The sequence below is a fragment of the Neptuniibacter marinus genome (assembly GCF_965223595.1).
Classification (GTDB): Bacteria; Pseudomonadota; Gammaproteobacteria; order Pseudomonadales; family Balneatricaceae; genus Neptuniibacter; species Neptuniibacter marinus.
In genome coordinates this window covers 1,410,582-1,429,388 of sequence record NZ_OZ245004.1, presented here as the reverse complement: position 1 = coordinate 1,429,388, position 18,807 = coordinate 1,410,582, and the positions used below count along the sequence as shown (strand labels likewise).

At 42.8% G+C, this 18,807-nt stretch carries 18 protein-coding genes; 3 read left to right on the top strand and 15 right to left on the bottom strand.

The window, feature by feature from the left end:
- Positions 1 to 17: 17 nt before the first annotated feature.
- The 5 genes from ACOQOE_RS06675 to ACOQOE_RS06655 all read right to left on the bottom strand — a co-directional run bounded on the left by ACOQOE_RS06675 (position 18) and on the right by ACOQOE_RS06655 (position 2,628).
- Positions 18 to 662, bottom strand: coding sequence for a tRNA (adenine(22)-N(1))-methyltransferase TrmK (locus ACOQOE_RS06675; protein WP_420555274.1), 645 nt, complete (start codon positions 660 to 662; stop codon positions 18 to 20).
- 210 nt (positions 663 to 872) lie between these two features.
- A complete protein-coding gene (locus ACOQOE_RS06670; RefSeq protein WP_420555273.1) occupies positions 873 to 1,580 on the bottom strand; it encodes a DUF445 domain-containing protein in 708 nt (235 codons plus the stop codon).
- Positions 1,581 to 1,724: 144 nt separating this feature from the next.
- A complete protein-coding gene (locus ACOQOE_RS06665) occupies positions 1,725 to 1,931 on the bottom strand; it encodes a hypothetical protein (RefSeq protein WP_231867900.1) in 207 nt (68 codons plus the stop codon).
- Between the two features lie 32 nt (positions 1,932 to 1,963).
- Complete coding sequence (locus ACOQOE_RS06660) at positions 1,964 to 2,185, bottom strand: hypothetical protein (RefSeq protein WP_420555272.1); 222 nt, start codon at positions 2,183 to 2,185, stop codon at positions 1,964 to 1,966.
- A 236-nt stretch (positions 2,186 to 2,421) separates the two neighbouring features.
- The gene (locus ACOQOE_RS06655) at positions 2,422 to 2,628 is read right to left on the bottom strand and encodes a cold-shock protein (RefSeq protein WP_067861674.1); all 207 of its coding nucleotides are present in this window, start codon (positions 2,626 to 2,628) and stop codon (positions 2,422 to 2,424) included.
- Between the two features lie 288 nt (positions 2,629 to 2,916).
- On the opposite strand from ACOQOE_RS06655, the gene ACOQOE_RS06650 reads away from it, so the two are divergent.
- Positions 2,917 to 3,072 (top strand): DUF2986 domain-containing protein, encoded by a 156-nt coding sequence (locus ACOQOE_RS06650; RefSeq protein ID WP_420555271.1) that lies wholly within the window; start codon positions 2,917 to 2,919, stop codon positions 3,070 to 3,072.
- 79 nt (positions 3,073 to 3,151) lie between these two features.
- On the opposite strand, the gene ACOQOE_RS06645 is transcribed toward ACOQOE_RS06650, so the two are convergent.
- Positions 3,152 to 5,164, bottom strand: a complete 2,013-nt coding sequence (locus ACOQOE_RS06645; RefSeq protein WP_420555270.1) for a methyl-accepting chemotaxis protein — start codon at positions 5,162 to 5,164, stop codon at positions 3,152 to 3,154.
- Between the two features lie 434 nt (positions 5,165 to 5,598).
- Positions 5,599 to 6,060 carry a CreA family protein gene (locus ACOQOE_RS06640; protein WP_067861678.1) on the bottom strand — a complete coding sequence of 154 codons (462 nt, stop codon included), beginning with the start codon at positions 6,058 to 6,060 and terminating at the stop codon, positions 5,599 to 5,601.
- 92 nt (positions 6,061 to 6,152) lie between these two features.
- On the opposite strand from ACOQOE_RS06640, the gene ACOQOE_RS06635 reads away from it, so the two are divergent.
- Together ACOQOE_RS06635 and ACOQOE_RS06630 are read left to right on the top strand one after the other, a co-directional pair.
- Entirely contained in the window at positions 6,153 to 6,566 is a 414-nt protein-coding gene (locus ACOQOE_RS06635; protein WP_067861681.1) for an MmcQ/YjbR family DNA-binding protein, read from the top strand.
- A 142-nt stretch (positions 6,567 to 6,708) separates the two neighbouring features.
- Entirely contained in the window at positions 6,709 to 7,230 is a 522-nt protein-coding gene (locus ACOQOE_RS06630) for a cytochrome P460 family protein (protein WP_067861684.1), read from the top strand.
- 72 nt (positions 7,231 to 7,302) lie between these two features.
- On the opposite strand, the gene ACOQOE_RS06625 is transcribed toward ACOQOE_RS06630, so the two are convergent.
- The 8 genes from ACOQOE_RS06625 to cobJ form a co-directional block, all read right to left on the bottom strand.
- Positions 7,303 to 8,388: a sirohydrochlorin chelatase gene (locus ACOQOE_RS06625; protein ID WP_067862422.1), complete on the bottom strand. Its 1,086-nt coding sequence runs from the start codon at positions 8,386 to 8,388 to the stop codon at positions 7,303 to 7,305.
- A 181-nt stretch (positions 8,389 to 8,569) separates the two neighbouring features.
- On the bottom strand, positions 8,570 to 9,676 hold the full coding sequence (locus tag ACOQOE_RS06620) for an aminotransferase class I/II-fold pyridoxal phosphate-dependent enzyme (protein WP_420555269.1): 1,107 nt from the start codon (positions 9,674 to 9,676) through the stop codon (positions 8,570 to 8,572).
- Positions 9,673 to 10,611, bottom strand: coding sequence for an adenosylcobinamide-phosphate synthase CbiB (cbiB, locus tag ACOQOE_RS06615; protein ID WP_067861690.1), 939 nt, complete (start codon positions 10,609 to 10,611; stop codon positions 9,673 to 9,675). The genes ACOQOE_RS06620 and cbiB overlap by 4 nt, the downstream gene beginning before the upstream one ends.
- Positions 10,608 to 12,110, bottom strand: a complete 1,503-nt coding sequence (locus ACOQOE_RS06610) for a cobyric acid synthase (RefSeq protein ID WP_420555268.1) — start codon at positions 12,108 to 12,110, stop codon at positions 10,608 to 10,610. The genes cbiB and ACOQOE_RS06610 overlap by 4 nt, the downstream gene beginning before the upstream one ends.
- 46 nt (positions 12,111 to 12,156) lie before the next feature.
- On the bottom strand, positions 12,157 to 16,086 hold the full coding sequence (gene cobN, locus ACOQOE_RS06605) for a cobaltochelatase subunit CobN (RefSeq protein WP_420555267.1): 3,930 nt from the start codon (positions 16,084 to 16,086) through the stop codon (positions 12,157 to 12,159).
- Between the two features lie 12 nt (positions 16,087 to 16,098).
- The gene (gene cobW, locus ACOQOE_RS06600; RefSeq protein WP_303416560.1) at positions 16,099 to 17,172 is read right to left on the bottom strand and encodes a cobalamin biosynthesis protein CobW; all 1,074 of its coding nucleotides are present in this window, start codon (positions 17,170 to 17,172) and stop codon (positions 16,099 to 16,101) included.
- 59 nt (positions 17,173 to 17,231) lie between these two features.
- Positions 17,232 to 18,029 carry a precorrin-4 C(11)-methyltransferase gene (gene cobM / locus ACOQOE_RS06595; RefSeq protein ID WP_420555266.1) on the bottom strand — a complete coding sequence of 266 codons (798 nt, stop codon included), beginning with the start codon at positions 18,027 to 18,029 and terminating at the stop codon, positions 17,232 to 17,234.
- The gene (cobJ, locus tag ACOQOE_RS06590; protein WP_067861704.1) at positions 18,026 to 18,802 is read right to left on the bottom strand and encodes a precorrin-3B C(17)-methyltransferase; all 777 of its coding nucleotides are present in this window, start codon (positions 18,800 to 18,802) and stop codon (positions 18,026 to 18,028) included. The genes cobM and cobJ overlap by 4 nt, the downstream gene beginning before the upstream one ends.
- Positions 18,803 to 18,807: the final 5 nt, after the last annotated feature.

Genomic DNA, 18,807 nt, shown 5'->3' with positions numbered 1-18,807 from the left:
GCTGTTCTGCAGCCTCTTTATACAAGAAGTAGCTTGCGATAAGCCTGCAAAGCAGGAGACTCTTGGGAAGTAGCTTGGGTCATACGTTGAAAATGCTCAATATTGCGGGTTAAGTACTCCCTATGCTCAGAGTCAGTAAGATCCCACATTTCACCCACACAACTAACTTTGCGAACACTTTCTGTTGATAAATAGATCAACTCATAAAAAAGCCCACCATCTTTAACTATACACTCATCAACTAAGCCCAAACCAAGGGAATCCATTGCCATACGCACTTTATAAAGTTGGCGCACAGGACATAACAATAGATCTAATGAACGGCCCTGATGGTTCGTAAGTAGCTCAGAGACCATTTCAGTCATTAAATCCCCACCTACCCCTGCAATAATCACTAATTGACGGGCTTCCGAATCTGGCAAAGTTAATATTTTAAGGTCTATGCAATGGGCCTGCCATCGCCTCCTATCCACCTCCGATAGAGAGGTTTCTATACGCTCGATAAGCGATGGAACAATATCAACAAAATGAATAACAGAATCAGGAGACCTATCCAACAACCGACGGCCTAAATATCCATGATCACAACAACAATCCCATATATGGGCATATGGACCGTTAACCATATCAACCAACCCATCTAAACGAGCAGATAACTTCAAAATAAGCCTCAAAACTTAACGACAGGAAATTAGACAAAATCACTAAAAAACAGGCCAATATAGTTATAAAACACAGCGACCTCTTTTCAACTATTTTATTGCTCAATTGCCTATACCATCAAAAGATATTTACATATGAGAGAACACAGTCAAGAAACAACAAAGCCGCTATAACAGCGGCTTCAAAAGAGATAAACTAAAACTTAATAACTACATACCTACAAGCGCAGCCAGCAAACCAATTAATCCACCAAAAACGCCGCCCCATACAACTAACCAGCCTAGGTGCTCCTTAATCATTCGCTGAATGATCTCTTTAACCAGCTGCGGTGTTAGCTCATCTAAACGCTGCTGAACGATCAATTCAACTTTGACTCGCATCTCGGCCATAACATTTGGGCTTTCCAACTCTTCACGCAACATCGCAACAAACTGTTCATCTCGAGTCATATCCTCAATTGAGGATTTTATCTTATCTATAAACGGTTGACGCAACGGCTGAAGAACATCTGTTCCGCCAACCATAGCTAACATACCTCCAAAGGAAGAGGCTTGAATCACTTCAATTAATGAATCAAAGGTAGGCGAAAAATCAACTTTTTCAATGACAGGGGCAAGATGAAGGTCCGGCTGCTTTCCATTTTCAGCACCCAGAAACCGCTCAATATTTTCTTCAGTAAAAAACTGCTCCATCAAAAGAGCTTTTATTCCCAGCTTAAAGTCCTCAAAACGCGCAGGAATAACGCCAGAACCATATAAGCCAGGCACTTTCTCAAACAGCATGTGAATAGCTAACCAATTCGTTAGCGCGCCAGAAAGCGAAAACAGGCCAATTGTTAAAAGCAAATTATCATCCACGATAAAACCCGCTAAAAAAGCAAGTGCAGCTAATAAATTGGTTAACAAACTTTTATTCATAAATAGCTCCAACGACAACTATAAACTTGCTGCAAATCGCACAAGAAGACGACCACAAGAAACAGGTATATAAAGGCAGACTAGATAAAATACAAGTGCTGGACTGAAATAGATAACTGAAAGGAATTAAAACACTAAAAGTGATTAAGACTGTTGGCGATACTGAATAATTAAATCTATTACATCGTGATCACTGGCCACAGCTTCTAACGACTCATTTAATGTCCGGCGTTGCGGTAAAGCAATATTAAATTTATTGCGCAATAACCGCTTAACCTCAATATCGGATGCAGGATCTATAGGCTGCCCTGCAAAAACATTTATGCGTTCTAGAACAAAAGATTTATCCATCAAATCTAGTTTCTCTCGTATTACAAATAGACTTAGTTAACAATAGCACGAAACTGACTGGACACATGTTCGGCAGGATAGTTTCGCTGCAAAAAGTGACTCATGGCCTCAGCAGGCATCAAACCTGTTATTGGCTTCCAAGTTTTTCGTTTAGATTCGGACGCTGTCACAATCAATTCGTAACAAGTCCATTGATCATAATGTATACCTTGGAATTTAGATACACATAGATTTTCACTGAGATTTTCCAGCAAAATATAAACTCCTATTTATTTTCAAATAGGACCTAATTATCAGCCAATTAGCAGTAAACCAACTAACAACTACAATAAACAACTAAAGGTAAAGAGCAGAAATAAATATTGCTATAAAACAGAAAGGAATTTGTAGATAGATCAAACTATTTAAATGCGGGTGTAAAATAAAAAGAGCATGATAAAATCACGCTCTTCTAGCCTTCAACTCAAAGAGTTAAAAGAAATAAACTGTATTATACAGGACGAATATTTTCAGCCTGTGGACCTTTCTGGCCCTGAGTTACAGAAAACTCAACTTGCTGACCTTCAGCAAGAGTTTTGAAGCCATCACCCTGGATCGCAGAGAAATGAGCGAAAACGTCTGGACCAGACTGCTGCTCAATGAAACCAAAACCTTTTTCTTCGTTAAACCATTTAACAGTGCCAGTAGTAGTAGACATGTTTGTCATCCTATCTTAAATAAATAATTAGCCTTAATTCAGGCTGTTAATGCGCGATCTTTTACTTTTACTTATGAAAAACAGGACGAGGAATTACGGAAATACTTCGAAAGGTTGTGCATAAATAGCGGATCAATCTCAAGCTGGAAACAGAATATACTGCCGGAAGGTCTGTGTCAAAGGATATAAATATTTATTTATATAAAAAGACAAATGATGATTAAATTATATAAACATCTATAATCCGCCCTACACCTACCCAAGTTTGACTACACCAAGGCTTACCTTATGAATAGGAAGAAAAAGATCTCTCAAATTTTCAAAAAAAGGTTAAAGAAAGCAAATGCTAAAAAGGCACCTCTGGGCACTAAGCCTCGATACATATCAAAAGCCGATCGTGTCGATATCGAAAAGCCAGCTAGCGACGCTGCACCTACCTCCTAAGAGGATACTGGCCTGCATCTACAAAGGGGACAAGTGCTATTCGGAGCAAGAAGAACTTACTCCAAACCGCAACCACAAACTAACGAGAAGTATCTATTTTCCGTAAACGCTCAATCGCTTCGACTTCTCTATCAATACTATCCATTTCGGTCTCAACATCCGATATGTACTCAATACTATCCCTTACCTGCTCACTGGTCTCTGCGGATGATCCAACAAGACCACTCATCTCATCACTTAATGCCTTAGAGCTTTCAGAAACTTGACTCATAAAGCTTTCCATTTCTGAAATCGTATCTCGGATAGCAGTAATTGACCCCGTTACCGCATGAATCGTTTTCCCCGTTTCATTCAAGCTATGCTGAGTGTTATGGGAAAGCTGCCTAACCTCATCAGCGACAACAGCAAAGCCTCTACCTGCCTCACCTGCACGCGCAGCCTCAATCGCAGCATTAAGCGCCAAAAGATTAGTTTGATCAGCGATGCTAGAGATAACGTTCAAAATCGTTAAGACCTCTTCAGAGTTCTGTTTCAAGTCTTCTACTTTTAAGTGCAAGTCTTTACGCGATTCACCTTGATCTTCAATACCTTTAGAAAAACCCAAAAACTTCTGCTGAATATCATTCAGTACATTACCTGTTGTTTGCGCATAGCCGGAAACATGATCAAAACTACCAACCATTTTTCGTAACAAGGGACGATACGCACCCATACATTCAATTAAGTTATTTTGTAAATAATTGATCTGTTCTAAACTATTGATTCGAGCATTCAAAAAGTATTGACGGAAATTACTATAGTGATAAGGAAACTTATCAGCGTATTCATCTTGAAATCGCTCACCTGGTTGAACTTTAAAAAAGAACAAAGCAGTAAGGGTCTGATTCATATGAACACCGAGCAATTCCCCAAATGTGGAAAAGCCAGCAACGCTCATATTGTCAAAATCATGAACTTGCGCAAGTTCATTAGTATTATTCAAACGACGCAACACGCAATCATTTGCCAACATCGCGACAGGTTTACTTGATTTCCCGTGTAAAAAATCACGGTAATCCTGACTCGTTGTTTGAGCAAAAGGCTTAGCTTTAACCAAATATAATCGATCGCCGAACTCTAAATCACAGAAAAATGCGATACTCCCTTCAGCCTCATTAATGGCAGCGATAGAACGGATAAATAGCTCTCCACCAATTTCAACCGCAAAGGAATAACCGACAAGTGCATCACCTAACTGAGAGGCAGAACATTTAAAATGCTCACAGAGCAGATCTACGATAGAAGTTAACTGGTTATTACCATCACGAATGACTGATTGAACAACACGCGTATAGACATTAGATTCTGCAACGATAAAGGAGGTCGACGTTTTGTCAAAATTATGCGCTTTGAATACACCATAACGCATACGAGGCGCTAACTTAACAAAGATAACAACAGCATGGTTGTGCGCTACACGCTCCCCATCAAAAACAAGGGCTTGTTGAAAGTCTAATTTACCACCAGCTGAACCGCCAACAAAATAACAAGGAAATTGACCACTTTCATACAAACCTTGCATGAAAAAGTTTTCGCTGGCTGACAAACCATCAAAAAAGGTTAAGGCTAAGGTGTCTTGATAATTAATATCAAAAGGTACTTGGATACGTTTAAATTCTTCAGCGAATTTAGCCACGCGTTCCTTTCTTGTCATTGTCGGATTACCAGCACGAATATCTTCACAATGAAGCGGTACTGACCTAATCGCCACATCAGCAAAAACATCGCTACTGTAACTTTGAACAACTATATGATCCCAATGATTATCGGCATCGTGGTACAACTTTTGTCCACAGGAACTTAACTCTCCAGCCGTCATTACGCCTACGATTTTAGGTACATCAGGCATGGCTAATTTTAGCTGTCTAATTGTGCTTTCAAAGTCGATATGCGGCGAAATAAACGCAATCACCAAAGAGACCGATGCCCCGTCGAAAGCGAGCATAGCAAGATTGTCGGCAGAGATTTCTCGACTACTGAGAGATTTAACTTTAATAACTTCAGCATCAGCAAAAGGAGTTTTTAACGATTTACTGCGTCCAAACCAAGACATTAGCGACCACCCATATATCCTAAAAAAACGTTTTTATGACATTATTAGAATTATAGCTCTAATAATTATCATTTTTACGCCTTATTATTTTTTATAACCTTAATTAAAGCGGCTGACAGCTAATTTGAACAAGCTGCTTAGCAAGATTTGCTACTTAAGCACCACCAATGCAAGACTAAAGCAGCACCCTATAGAGAGTAACCTTCTGAATTGATCAGAGTATCTCTGATGAAGCGTCTAAAAATAAGTTAAGCCTATTGATGGATAAATATGGTTACACACCTTCCCACCTAAACCCGATAAATACTGACTACTTAGAACAGCCCTTTAACGGTGATATTTTAACATTCAACCGCGAACAATAAATTGTAAACGCTGATGATTTATCACTGAACTATCGCGTCATATTATTTGGTCACATTTATATACGTTGCCTATTCAGCCTCCTTAGCCTGATAGGCTTGAGTTCCCCACAAGGGCACAGTAGACAAACTATGTTTATAACTGCCTGAGGTTTCCTTTGTAGAATAGGAAACATACATCAAGGTTTGAGAGCTTGCATCAAAAATACGTCGTATTTTTAATGATTTAAACAGAATACTTTTCGACTTTTTAAACACAACCTCTCCTGATTTTGACTTATCTATCTGATCAATCATCTCAGGACTCATTACTCCTGTCTGGCGGCAAGCAATAGCGCCATCACTAGGATCCGCAAAATCTAAATCGGCCTCTATATTTGCAATATGACAAGTAACACCTGTCACTATGGGATCGACAAACACACTAACCTTTATATCTTTTGTGGTTAAAAAACCAAGAGATACATCACCCACTTCGTCATCACTACAACCTAATAACAGAGAGAAAATGCTAATCAATAGAACATTTTTCATGCTTATCCTTGTATTATTTATATTTTAAACTTACAGCAAACAGTATCGCGCCAACCAAAATATTACTCAATAAACCCAAGGGCAGTGACTTTATGGATTATAAACAAGCAGAAAAACACGCTCTCTCTCGTCCTGATGCTTATAAAGAATATCCCTTTGGTCCACAAACAGTGGTATTTAAAGTAAAAAATAAAATGTTTGCTCTATTAGGCATATGCGGAAAAGCAGGAAAGGAACTCGGTGCTGAGTTTGCCGGCTGTGCTTTTTTAAACCTCAAATGCGATCCTGATGAAGCATTTATGCTACGTGATATATTTCCTGAGATTCTACCGGCCTATCATATGTCCAAGAAACATTGGATCAGTGTTGTCCTAAAACCAACTATGCCAGAAAAAGAGATTGAACGATTGATTGATCGTTCCTATGGCCTAGTAGTTAAAAGGTTAACGAAAGCCGAACGAACCCAGCTCGAACTAACCTACTCTCCCGAACAACTTTATCGCTAAAGGCTACATCTCAAACCTGTCATCGAATAAATCGTTCTAAAAATAATCCAAATAATAGACTCTTAGTAAATTTAATGTATATTAATTACATGTTAAGTATCACTTCAAAAACGCAAAAATAATAATATGTGAGGATGAAGAAATGAAAAAAGTTATAGCACTAACCGCAGGCATCATAGGTAGCTCTCTTTGTTGGGCGGGTCCAGGAGATGAAATTAATTTCCCAGCAGACTACTTGACCAACTTTACACCTTACCTCTCTCTTAATCGTACACAAAACCCTGACCAATATATTAGATTATATATTAACGATAAAGGGCTCAGCGGTACTGAAGAAAATGGTCAATTACCTTACGGTACAGTGATCGTTGGGGAAGTTTACAAAGTAGAAAAAGATGCCGATGGTAAAGTTATCAACTCCACCTTAGGAGAGAGAGTCATCAATAAGCTGGCTGTGCTTGCCGTGATGGAAAGACGTGAAGGTGCAGCCGCTGAGTACCCAGAAGGCATGGGTAATGATGATTGGGATTTTGCAGCATTTAAACCGAGCGGCGAAAGAGCCAATAAAGACTTAACCCAATGCGCGGCATGCCACGCTCCCCATACAGGTTCTCATCACCTGTTCTCTTATCAGCACATTATTGCTGAACAAAATAGAAAATAAACACGCCCAACACTAATCAGGGGGCTTAATCGCCCCCTGATGCTGAATCCAAATATCAATCACATTTGCCCACTACTTATGAGCTATAGCATCCTCAGGTTTTGATAAGCCTATTTTATCCTTCTCTTCATCAAGGATTTCCTGTGGAAACTGGCTCATAAAGCAACAACACACCCCTTCGCCTATCATTGTACGAGGACCTAGGGGATGCCCTATATGTTCATAGACTCCATGGGAATGTTGATGATCATCTGCATGGCTATGCGAGTGGTGATGGCTATGCTCATGGCCATGAGTATGGTGTTCATGCTCCGGATTAAATTCAGCATGATGATGATGAATATCCACCTCACCGGCGGCTAAACGTCGCTGGAAAGATTCCATCAAGGATTCACTGGGCGATTGCCCCTCATCCTCTAAAATTTCTCGCACCCTTATCTCAAATGCATCAATGACTTTTTCATGATCATTTAGATAAGGAGTTTTAATAAATTCAAATTCAGGATTTTCCGTAGCAACTTTATCCACATAACCGAAAATGCGTTTAATTAAACGACCTGTGAATAAAAAATAGGGCGCGACAACTATACGTTTAAAGTCGAGTTTAATTAAGCGTTCTAAGCCAACGCCTACCGAGGGATAAGTCACTCCAGAATAAACGGTATCTGCCCAACCAAAACCCATATTTTCATTGACTATGCGGGTTAGTTTAGCGGCTTCAGCGTTCGCCTCAGTATCAGAAGTACCACGACCGACAACAACCAACATAGTGTCATAAAGATTATCTGGCGGATTGGCCGGATCAAGACCTAAGGATTCGTAAATACGTGCTTGAAACGCTTCGATCATCGCGGGGTGTAAGCCTAATTCTTGACCATAATGTACAGAAACCCCATCGTTTTTCTCCGCATAGGTAGTCAACACCGATGGAATATCATTTTTGGCATGTGTCGCCGCAAACAACATCCCAGGTACCGCGTAAATATCATCAACACCTTGCTCTAGTAAGGAGTTAAGCCCCATATGGATATTAGGTGCAGAAAATTCTAAAAAACCATACTCGATAGGCATATCAGGAAAGCGCTTTTTCAACCCCTCAGCCACACGACTAAATTCACGCTCTGCATCTTTATCACGGCTACCGTGACCACACACCATAATACCTTTTTTAGGCACTGGGCTATCTCCAATAAAACTTAAAAAACAAGTTCTGAATTTTACCCGAGTCAAAACTAATTGCAGCTTCTTAAGAAAAGAATCTATCAATCAGTCCCAAATCAATCGAGCATCTACAGAACCAACATTCATACCTAAGTGAAAAACACTTGGGTGACCTAATTCAATCAAATGTTAAAATAAATTCATCTATCACTTGCTGAAGTTTCAACACTATAGATTCATTCTCAGCATCAATAATACCAAGCCGCAAAAGGCTCAAATCAGAAGGTTTATTCAACGCTACACCCTCTTCAATCACTCGTAACAACACACCCCGTTGCGCAAAAAAGTCATACATCTGCTCCAGCCGCTCACTCTCTACCCACCAACTACTAAACAACAGAGAAGTCCCCTGCATTTTAGCCTCGATACGTTTTAATAAAGGCGAAAACAGCGTCAGTGTTCTTTCACTATTTAGCCTAATATTTACGCGGTTATTCATCTGCCAAGTACGGTTATTGAAAGCAGCTGTAGCTACAGCTTGAGCAGGTCCATTGATCGACCAAATCCCAATCCGATTATGTACCGCCTGTAACACCACTTCAGGTCCAAAAAGAAACCCTAATCGCAATCCAGCCAAACCAAAGAACTTACCAAAAGAGCGCATCACCACTAGATTATCAACAGTATGAAACTCATCATAATGGGATAAAACACTCTGTTCAGGGTGCAGATCAATAAAGGCTTCATCGACAATCAAAAAACCACCTTCCGCTAACCTAGACGACCAATCAAATAACTGCGCCACTGAAAAGGATAATCCAGTAGGGTTATTAGGGTTGATAACCACTAGATGGAATGGCTCACCTTGTTCCAATTGAAACTCTATACGCTCTATCGCCACATCCTGATCAGTCGCGGGATAAAAATGAATATCTCTCTCATCCTCGCAAGCGTTGATCCAACTCTCTGAATGTTCTTGATAACCTAAGCTTGGTAAGAGTACCGGCAGCTTAGGTAGTAATTTAGGTAAGAGTTCAATCACCTGCTGACTCCCACTACAAGCGGCAAAACGATCACTACCGTAATAGAAAGTAACCGCCTTCTTAAACTCAGTAGAAAGATAAGGTAACTGCTGAAAGCAGATCTCATTCAACTTAGGGATAGGATAAGCGCAAGGATTAATCCCCGTAGATAGATCGATCCACTCCTCTAGCTCAATACCATATCGCATGGCCGCCGATTGCAGATCACCACCATGGATTAACTTAACTGTTTCTGCTTTCACAGGCTTGCACTCTGCACAGAGACTAAAACAGCAGTCACTACATAGATAAGAACCACCCAAAAAATCAGAACTCGATTAACTAATTCACAGGCAAGTTTAATACTTTCAGCTGACGGCTTATCGCCCGTTTCAGGTCCCAGAGCTGGCCGTTGCTGTAACTCGCCATGGTAGATTGCCGCTCCTCCTAAAGAAACATTAATGGCCCCTGCACCTGAGGCCATTACAGGGCCTGCATTTGGGCTTTTCCAAATACGCCCTTGCTCACGCCATGCTTTTATCGCAATAGCAGTATCTCCAAGCAACGCATAACTAGCAGCCGTCAACCGAGCGGGAACAAAGTTTAATAGGTCATCTATACGCGCAGCGCACCAACCAAACTGCACATAGCGTGTGTTTTTATAGCCCCACATCGCATCAAGGGTATTACTCAAACGATAAAGAATTACACCCGGAATACCGAGTAAACAGAACCAAAACAACGCTGAGAAAATAGCATCTGCACCATTTTCTAAAACTGACTCTGTAGCAGCAGAAGCGATCGCTTCCTCCTCAAGCTCTGACGTATCTCGACTAACAATCATCGATACCGCTTGACGCGCAGCCTGCAGATCTCCCCTTTTTAAAGGTTCAGCAATTGCCATCCCATGACTTAACAAGCTCTGCCAGCCTAGGCCAAAATAAAGCACAACACCCGCTACAAGAGCCATTAATACAGGCATATCCAGCAAGCTATATTGCAAAAGAAAACCCAAAAACACCCAAGGCAAAACAGCTAGACACCAAGCAAGAACGCCACCCTTTTTGTCATTCAGATTAAAGCGTTTTTCGAGCAAGCTCGCCATATTGCCAAAACCCACTAAAGGATGAAAACGCTTAGGTTCTTTAAACCAATAATCTAACAACAGAGCAGCCAATAAACTCAAAGCAATACTCATACGGCTGATCGCTCCTCAAGATCCAGCAATGCACTTAATAAGCTAAGTGGCATCACCGCCTCGACCGCATCGGCTAAACGATCAATTTGCTGATCGCGGAAAGCGGGATAATCAAAACACTCTGTTTGTGTAAGACCAGCCCAACCTAATAACTCAGCCAGTAGCTGAGGGTGATCGAACACCCCATGTAGATAGGTTCCTAAAAGCGTATTATCGCTATTACGTACCCCCTCATAGCGCTGCTTACCCCCTTCATCAATCAACTGAAATAGAGGTGTTTCTAAAGCGGGGCCTCTACTCTCACCTGCATGAATTTCGTAACCTTTAACCTCTATCTCACTGCCACACAAATAGCCACTAACATTACGAAGACACTTATCATCCATTAAGGTCGTTTCCATATCTAATAACCCTAATGCAGCACTAGAACCGGCCGTTGATTCAATATTATCGGGATCATGAACCCAATGACCTAACATCTGATAACCGCCACAGATACCAATCACTTTACCGCCTAAGCGCAGATGTCGTTTTATAATCACATCCCATCCATGTTCCATTAGCCATTGCAGATCACCGCGTACATTTTTACTACCAGGTAAAACAATCAGATCTGCACCAGCAAATAGCGAAGCCTCTTTCATAAACTCACAATCAACCTGAGGGTGCATACGTAAAACATCAAAATCTGTATGGTTGCTGGCCCTAGGATAGAGTGGAACGACCACTTTTAACTGTTGATAGTTTCCAGCATTTTTCTGTTGCTGGTTGACCGCATCTTCCGCCTCTATATGCAGATTAGCCAGATAAGGTATAACACCTAATACAGGCACTCCGGTACGAGCGGTCAACCAATCAAGTCCCGGTTCAAGTAGTGAGACATCACCCCGAAAACGATTGATCACAAATCCTTTTACCCGCGCCTTTTCTGACACACTAAGTAACTCATAAGTACCCAGTAGATGGGCAAACACGCCGCCACGATCAATATCGGCCACAATAATAACGGGGCAATCTATACGCTCAGCAAAGCCCATATTAGCAATATCATGCTCGCGCAGATTGATCTCCGCTGGGCTCCCTGCACCTTCAACAATAACCGCTGAAAATTGCTGCTGTAACCGTTGATGACTTTGCACAACTTCAGTTAAAAGCTGCGGTTTAAAAGCATGGTATTCCGTGGCTTTCATATTGCCGATCGCTGCTCCGTTCACAATCACCTGTGCGCCTATATCGCTATTAGGTTTAAGCAATATAGGATTCATATCAATCGAGGGCGCTAGATAACAAGCTTCGGCTTGAACCGCCTGAGCACGGCCTATTTCACCACCATCCGCTGTCACCGCGCTATTTAATGCCATATTTTGCGGTTTAAAAGGGACCACTGATATCTTATGGCGTGCCAAAATACGGCAAATCGCAGTCACTAAGATACTTTTACCCGCGTCAGAGGTCGTACCTTGTACCATCAATGTATGGGGTGATCTAAATCCGCTCATCTATCTAAATTCCAAATACGGGCATTTATCTGTAGATACATTCTGTTTATATCGACTCTTGTTGTTCATCAATTTCTAATAAAAGATCTTGTAAACGCTCACTATAGTCACCCGGTTCCTGCCATAATCCCCGCTGAGTTGCCTCTAATAACCGCTCGGCAATCTCTTCTAATGCATGGGGATTATGTTGTTCTAAAAACTCGCGATTCTGTGTGTCAAAAACCAAGGCATCAGATACTTTTTCATATTGATAATCAGCAATCAGATTAGTCGTCGCATCATAAGCGAAAAGGTAATCCACACTCGCCGTCATCTCAAACGCACCTTTGTAACCATGCTCCTGCATTGCCCCAATCCACTTAGGATTTAACAGACGGGAGCGAATCACACGATTTAATTCCTCTTTTAAGGTACGTACTTTAGGCTTTTGCGGATTAGAATGGTCATTATGGTAGACCTGCGGCGCTTCACCTTTATACACTTCGACCGCATTGCTCATACCACCTTGAAACTGATAATAGTCATCGGAATCTAAAATATCGTGTTCACGATTATCCTGATTTTGTACGACCGCCTCTAAAGTGGATAGCTGATACTGAAAGGTCTCAGGTACCGCTACACCATCATCCTGCACTACACCTTCTGTACTCTTAACAGAAAAAGTACCGGTATAAGCGTAACCGCCCCAATTGAGATAAGCCTCTGCAAGATCACTCTTTTGCTCCCAGCAGCGTTCATCAATCAACCCTTGCAACCCCGCCCCGTAGGCTCCTGGTTTACTACCAAACACACGATAACTGGCTTGGCGTAGAGCCTCTTCGCTTGATACGCCTTGCTCTACCAACTGCTGCTGGCGTCTCTGTATATTTTGCTGAATAGTATTACTACTACCCGGCTCTTCTAAGGCTGCAATCGCTTGCACTGCGGCATCATATAAGCGCATAACATTAGGAAACGCATCACGGAAAAAACCCGATACTCGTAAGGTTACATCGACTCGTGGCCGACCTAAGAGTTGGCTACTAATTATTTCAAAGTCCACCACCCGATTGGAACCCGGTGCCCAAATAGGACGCACCCCCATCAAAGCAAAAGCTTGCGCAATATCATCCCCGCCGGTACGCATAGTTGCAGTACCCCACACTGAGAGACCTAAACTACGTGGATAATCACCTTGATCTTGCAGATGGCGTTCAACCAAAGCTTGTGCTGAACGCTCACCTATAGCCCACGCAGCAGGAGAAGGTATAGAGCGATTATCAACAGAATAGAAGTTGCGTCCTGTAGGTAAGGTATCTAAACGCCCCCGAGTCGGCGCACCACTGGGGCCCGGATTAACAAATATGCCTTGTAAACCATCCAGTAATGATTGGATCTCTAACTCAGCACTTTGCAGGAGTGCACGATAAAGGGTGGCTTGCACATAGGCGAGCTGCTCTTTAATCCGCGGTAGCTCCGCCAAGTCATCAAGAGACTGGGGCCTTAATATATAATCCTGAATCAGCTTTAGGGCGAGTAGCTCTAAACGTTCGCGGGTATCCGCTTCACTCCGCCAAGGTTGATCAGATATAGCAGCTAAAAGTTTCGGCTTTTTACCTTGCCAGCTTTTCTGTGTGGCCTCTAATGGATCAAACGGATGATCTAGACCCTCTGCAAGATTGAGATCAACAGCGAGGTTATGCAAAATACCTTGAGCACTCGGATCGTCGCCTCGCGGGAGACGTAACAGAGCCACTAAGGTTTCTGCTAATTTGTCAGGGTTAGGCAGTTCACCCAAGATATGTAAGCCATGACGAATCTGCGCCTCTTTAATATCACAAAGGTAAGCATCTAACTCAGTCAATACCTCATCTTTATCCACTAGATCTGACGCACCTAATTCCTCTAACAGGTGCGTATCTTGTACCTGTTTAAGAATCTCATCTCTTAACCACTGCTGACGTTTATCATCCATCCCCATCGCTTGATAATACTCATCCACCAGCCCTTCCAGAACGGCCATTTCGCCATAAGTTTCAGCACGACTCATCGGCGGCATAAGATGATCAATAATCACCGCTTGAGTACGGCGTTTTGCTTGTGCCCCCTCTCCTGGATCATTGACAATAAAAGGATAGAAGTGAGGCATAGGCCCTAGGGCTATATCAGGCCAACAGTTTTCTGATAATGCACTGCCCTTGCCCGGTAGCCACTCTAAATTGCCATGCTTTCCCACATGGATAATCGCATCGACTTGGTAACACTCACGCAGCCAAAAATAGAAGGCTAAATAATTATGAGGGGGAATCAGATCTGGGTCATGATAGTTAGCCACTAAATCAATATTAAACCCCCGTGCGGGCTGAATACCGACAAAAGTTTCACCTAAACGAATACCTGACAGCATTAAACGTCCATTCCGGTATTTAATATCCTGTTCAGGACCGCCCCATTGTTCAAGCACCGCGTGCTGAGAGGCTTCAGGTAATTGCCTAAAACAACGTTGATAATCCGCTAAAGCTATACTCTGCCAACAGGGCAATTGATGAAGTGTATTAGGGTTATTGGTCACTGCGCCCAATAAAGCTTGGATTAATTGATCGCCGCTCTCAGGCAAGCTATCAAGTGGATAACCCGCACCCTGCAATGCCTGTAAAATATTCAAAGCAGAAGCTGGCGTATCTAAGCCAACTCCATTGCCAATACGGCCATCTTTAGTCGGGTAGTTAGCTAAAATAACCCCTATACGCTTATCACTATTTGCTTTAGTAGACAGCGAGGCATAACGCTTAACTAATTGGGCAACAAACTGCGCCCGCTCTTTATGGAGCTGATAGCGCACAACAGATACTTGGCTATGATCATCGTAATAGGCCTCGCTTTTAAAACTTAAAGCGCGGGTATGAATACGCCCATCCATCTCAGGCAAAACCACTTGCATAGCGATATCACGGCTACGTAAACCTTGCTTATGGGTTTGCCAATCCTCTTCTGTACTACTCGATAACACCAGTTGTAATACTGGCACTTTACGCATAAAGGGTGAATAAAACTCACTGGGTTGCGAACAAAGATCAGGACTTGCCACCGTATTTGAGGCAAAACCCGTGCTATTGATAATCAAACTCGCTCGGCTCTGCTCCAACAGTGCATTCACTAACGCCAGTGATTCAGCATCTTTCAAGGAGGTAATCGCCACGGGCAAAGGCTTGATCCCTTGATCTTCTAACTCAGCGATCAACTGATCAAACATCTCTGTATTACCGCTTTGCAGGTGACTCCGGTAAAACAGTAATAACGCCGTCGCCTCACTATTTTGTTTGGCTACATTCTCTGCCCAACGCTGTTGCCACTCATTGAAAGTGGCTTGCCCTAAGGCTTTTATCGATTCTTTTCGTACTGTTTTCTCATCTGTCACCGGCATATAAAGCAGGCACTTAGGTAAAGAGGTAGGTTCATGCCAGCGCAGAGGCAAAGCTAAATATTCACTGCTTAAGGCATTCAGTAAATGCAACGAGTTATCCACACCCCCTTCGCGTAAATAGCGCCAAACACGGATACATTCTGCTTCAGAAACTGAACTGGCCTTAATTAACTGCGGATCTAAGGCATCATCACCAGGCACTATAATCAAGGTTCGATCCGTATCAGCCGCCGCCCAATCTTGTAACCGCTCAAACCCATATGCCCAGTAGCTTGCGCCGCCTAAAAGCGATAACACCACAACTTTCGCTTTATCTAATACTTTATCTTCATACAGATCATAGGCCGCAGGTTTTAATAACTGCATCCAATTGGCAAGGCGTATATCTGCTAACTGCCCTTTAGCTAAACCATCTAATGGCCCCTGCTCCTGATAAAGAGAGACAGCGGCAGCTAAGGCCCCCAGACTACTGTCTGCGGCAGAAAGAATAACCAGGTCAGCCGGTGTTTGGTTTAAATCGATAATACCTTCATCATCAACAAAACCACCGGGTTGGGCAGCAAGTAAGTGCATAGTTACTGTCGCCTAAACTAAAGCGTCTTCAAGTGCGGCTTTAATAACAGATTCCTCAATCCCTTTGCCAATAAAAACCAATTGCGTTTTAGGCTGATCCGCTCCCCATGGACGGTCAAAATATACATCTAAGCGTTTACCAACGGCTTGTAAGACTTGACGCATAGGTTTTCCCGGCAAAGCGGCAAACCCTTTAGCACGGTAGATATTAAATTCACTTAACAGGCCTTTAAGCGCCACTTGCAACTTATCGCTATCCACCTCACCTAGTGTAATAACAAAGGAGTCAAAGTGATCATGGGCATGATCATGATGTTCACCATGCGCGTGATGATGATCATGGTGGTTATGAACATCGTGAATACGCTCTTCTGCTGCGGCATCGAGACCCATCAGCGTATCCAATTCAGCTTCACCATTACTGATATAGGTGGTCTTAACGGCACTCGGCACTTTAGCGCTAATCACCGCTTGAACCCGCTCCCGTTCAGCAGCCCCCAATAGATCATTTTTACTGACAACCACAAGGTCTGCTGCGCTAAGTTGATCATCCAATAATTCTTGTAAGCTTGGATCATGGTCTAGGCTTTCATCGGCTAAACGTTGCGCCTGAACCTGTTGCGCATCATGAGCAAAACGCCCCGCAGCAACCGCTGGCCCATCAATCACCGTAATCACCGCATCAACAGTACAATACTCTTTAATACCCGGCCAGTTAAACGCTTGAACTAAGGGTTTAGGTAAGGCTAAACCGCTGGTTTCAATAAGGATATGGTCAATATCATCACGACGTTCAACTAACTGTTTCATCACTGGAAGGAACTCTTCTTCAACGGTACAGCAGATACAGCCATTAGCGAGTTCATAGATACCATTTTCGCCACCCGAGGCAGTGGCTTGCTCATCATCACAATCCAGCGGGCAGCTACGTAATAGATCAGCATCAATATCGAGTTCGCCAAACTCATTAACAATTACAGCAATACGTTTACCCGCGGCTTGCTTAAGTACATTAGATAACAAAGTCGTTTTACCGCTACCTAAAAAGCCGGTAACAACAGTGGTTGGGATCTTATTTAGTTGCATTCTATCTACTCTTAAAAGTCGGTTTAGGCTTAAATTCTGTTATATAGAAACGCTTAAACTTAGCGTTTGTCGCGGTTAACTGTGCGTGGTTTTTCAGGTTTCACCTTGGGCCGATAGATATGTGCTTGGTCTTTTGCATAGAGATAGGACTCTTCAAAATCATCACAATCTAAAACATGCCCTACCAAAATTAACGCAGTGCGGGTAAACCCCTTTTCACGTACTTTCTCAATAATATTACTTAAGGTTCCAACCACTTTGTCTTGGTCTGGCCATGAGGTGCGATAACACACAGCCACAGGACAATCTTCTCCATAGTGGGGGATCAGCTCTTCAACAATTTTATGAATGCGGGTCACCCCTAAGTGAATCGCTAAAGTCGCGCCGCTTTGAGCCAATTGCGGTAACCGCTCCCGCTCAGGAAAAGGTGTTTTCCCCTCATAACGGGTCATAATAATGGTTTGTGACACACCGGATAGGGTTAACTCTTTTTTAAGATAAGCCGCTGAAGCCGCCACAGCGCTAACACCGGGAACCACTTCATAATCAATATCTTCAGCTTCTAAGCGCCTAATTTGTTCACCTATAGCGCCATAAAGTGATGGGTCACCACATTGTAAACGGGCAACATCTTGGCCCGCAGCGTGCGCTTGATGAATGTGCTGGGTAATCTCATCTAGATCTATGCTGGCGGTATCAATAATTTTCTCGGCTTTGCCTTCAACCGAGGCCAGTACTTCACGAGGAATCAATGACCCCGCATACAACACTACAGGGCACTGCTGTAAAATCCGTTGACCTTTTAATGTCATTAGCTCAGGGTCACCTGGGCCAGCACCTATAAAATAAACCGTCATAGTTTTTTACTGTATCCCCGCGGGGTATAAACCCACTCTTTACTGCCGTTAACAATATGCTTAGATTCGCTGTTACCTACACTCACCATGGTGAACATATCCACATCTTTAGCGTCTAGCTGGTCTAACCGAATAATACGGATTGACTCATCTTCACGGGTTAGCTGGCGGCCCAGCAATACAGGTGTTTCGGCTGGGCGGTATTGCAATAGAATGTCGCGGGCGCTGTTCAGCTGCCAATCCCGTTTTTTCGATACAGGGTTATAAAATGAGATAACAAAATCACCACTACCTGCACTGTGAATACGCTTCTCTATAGTTTCCCAAGGCGTTAAAAGATCCGACAAAGAAACAGTACAGAAATCATGCCCGAGCATCGCCCCCACACGACTTGCTCCCGCCTGCATAGCAGAGATTCCGGGGATCACTTCAATCTCAACATCCAGCCATTCGGGATGAGATTCTTTACCTTGTAACTGCAGATCTAGTAACTCAAACACTAAAGTTGCCATGGCGTAGATGCCTATATCACCACTAGAGATCAGCGCAGTGGTTTTACCACTCGCAGCAAGATCTAAAGCTAGACGCGCTCGGCCAATCTCTTCACCTAAAGGCAGATCATGGTGTGTTTTTCCATCACAAACACCGCCCAATAGATCTAAATACAACCCATATGCCACTAGATCACTACTGGCGTTAATGGCTGTTAACGCTTTAGGCGCAACGAGCTGTGAATCACCGGGGCCGGTACCTACTACATATAACTGACTCATCTATC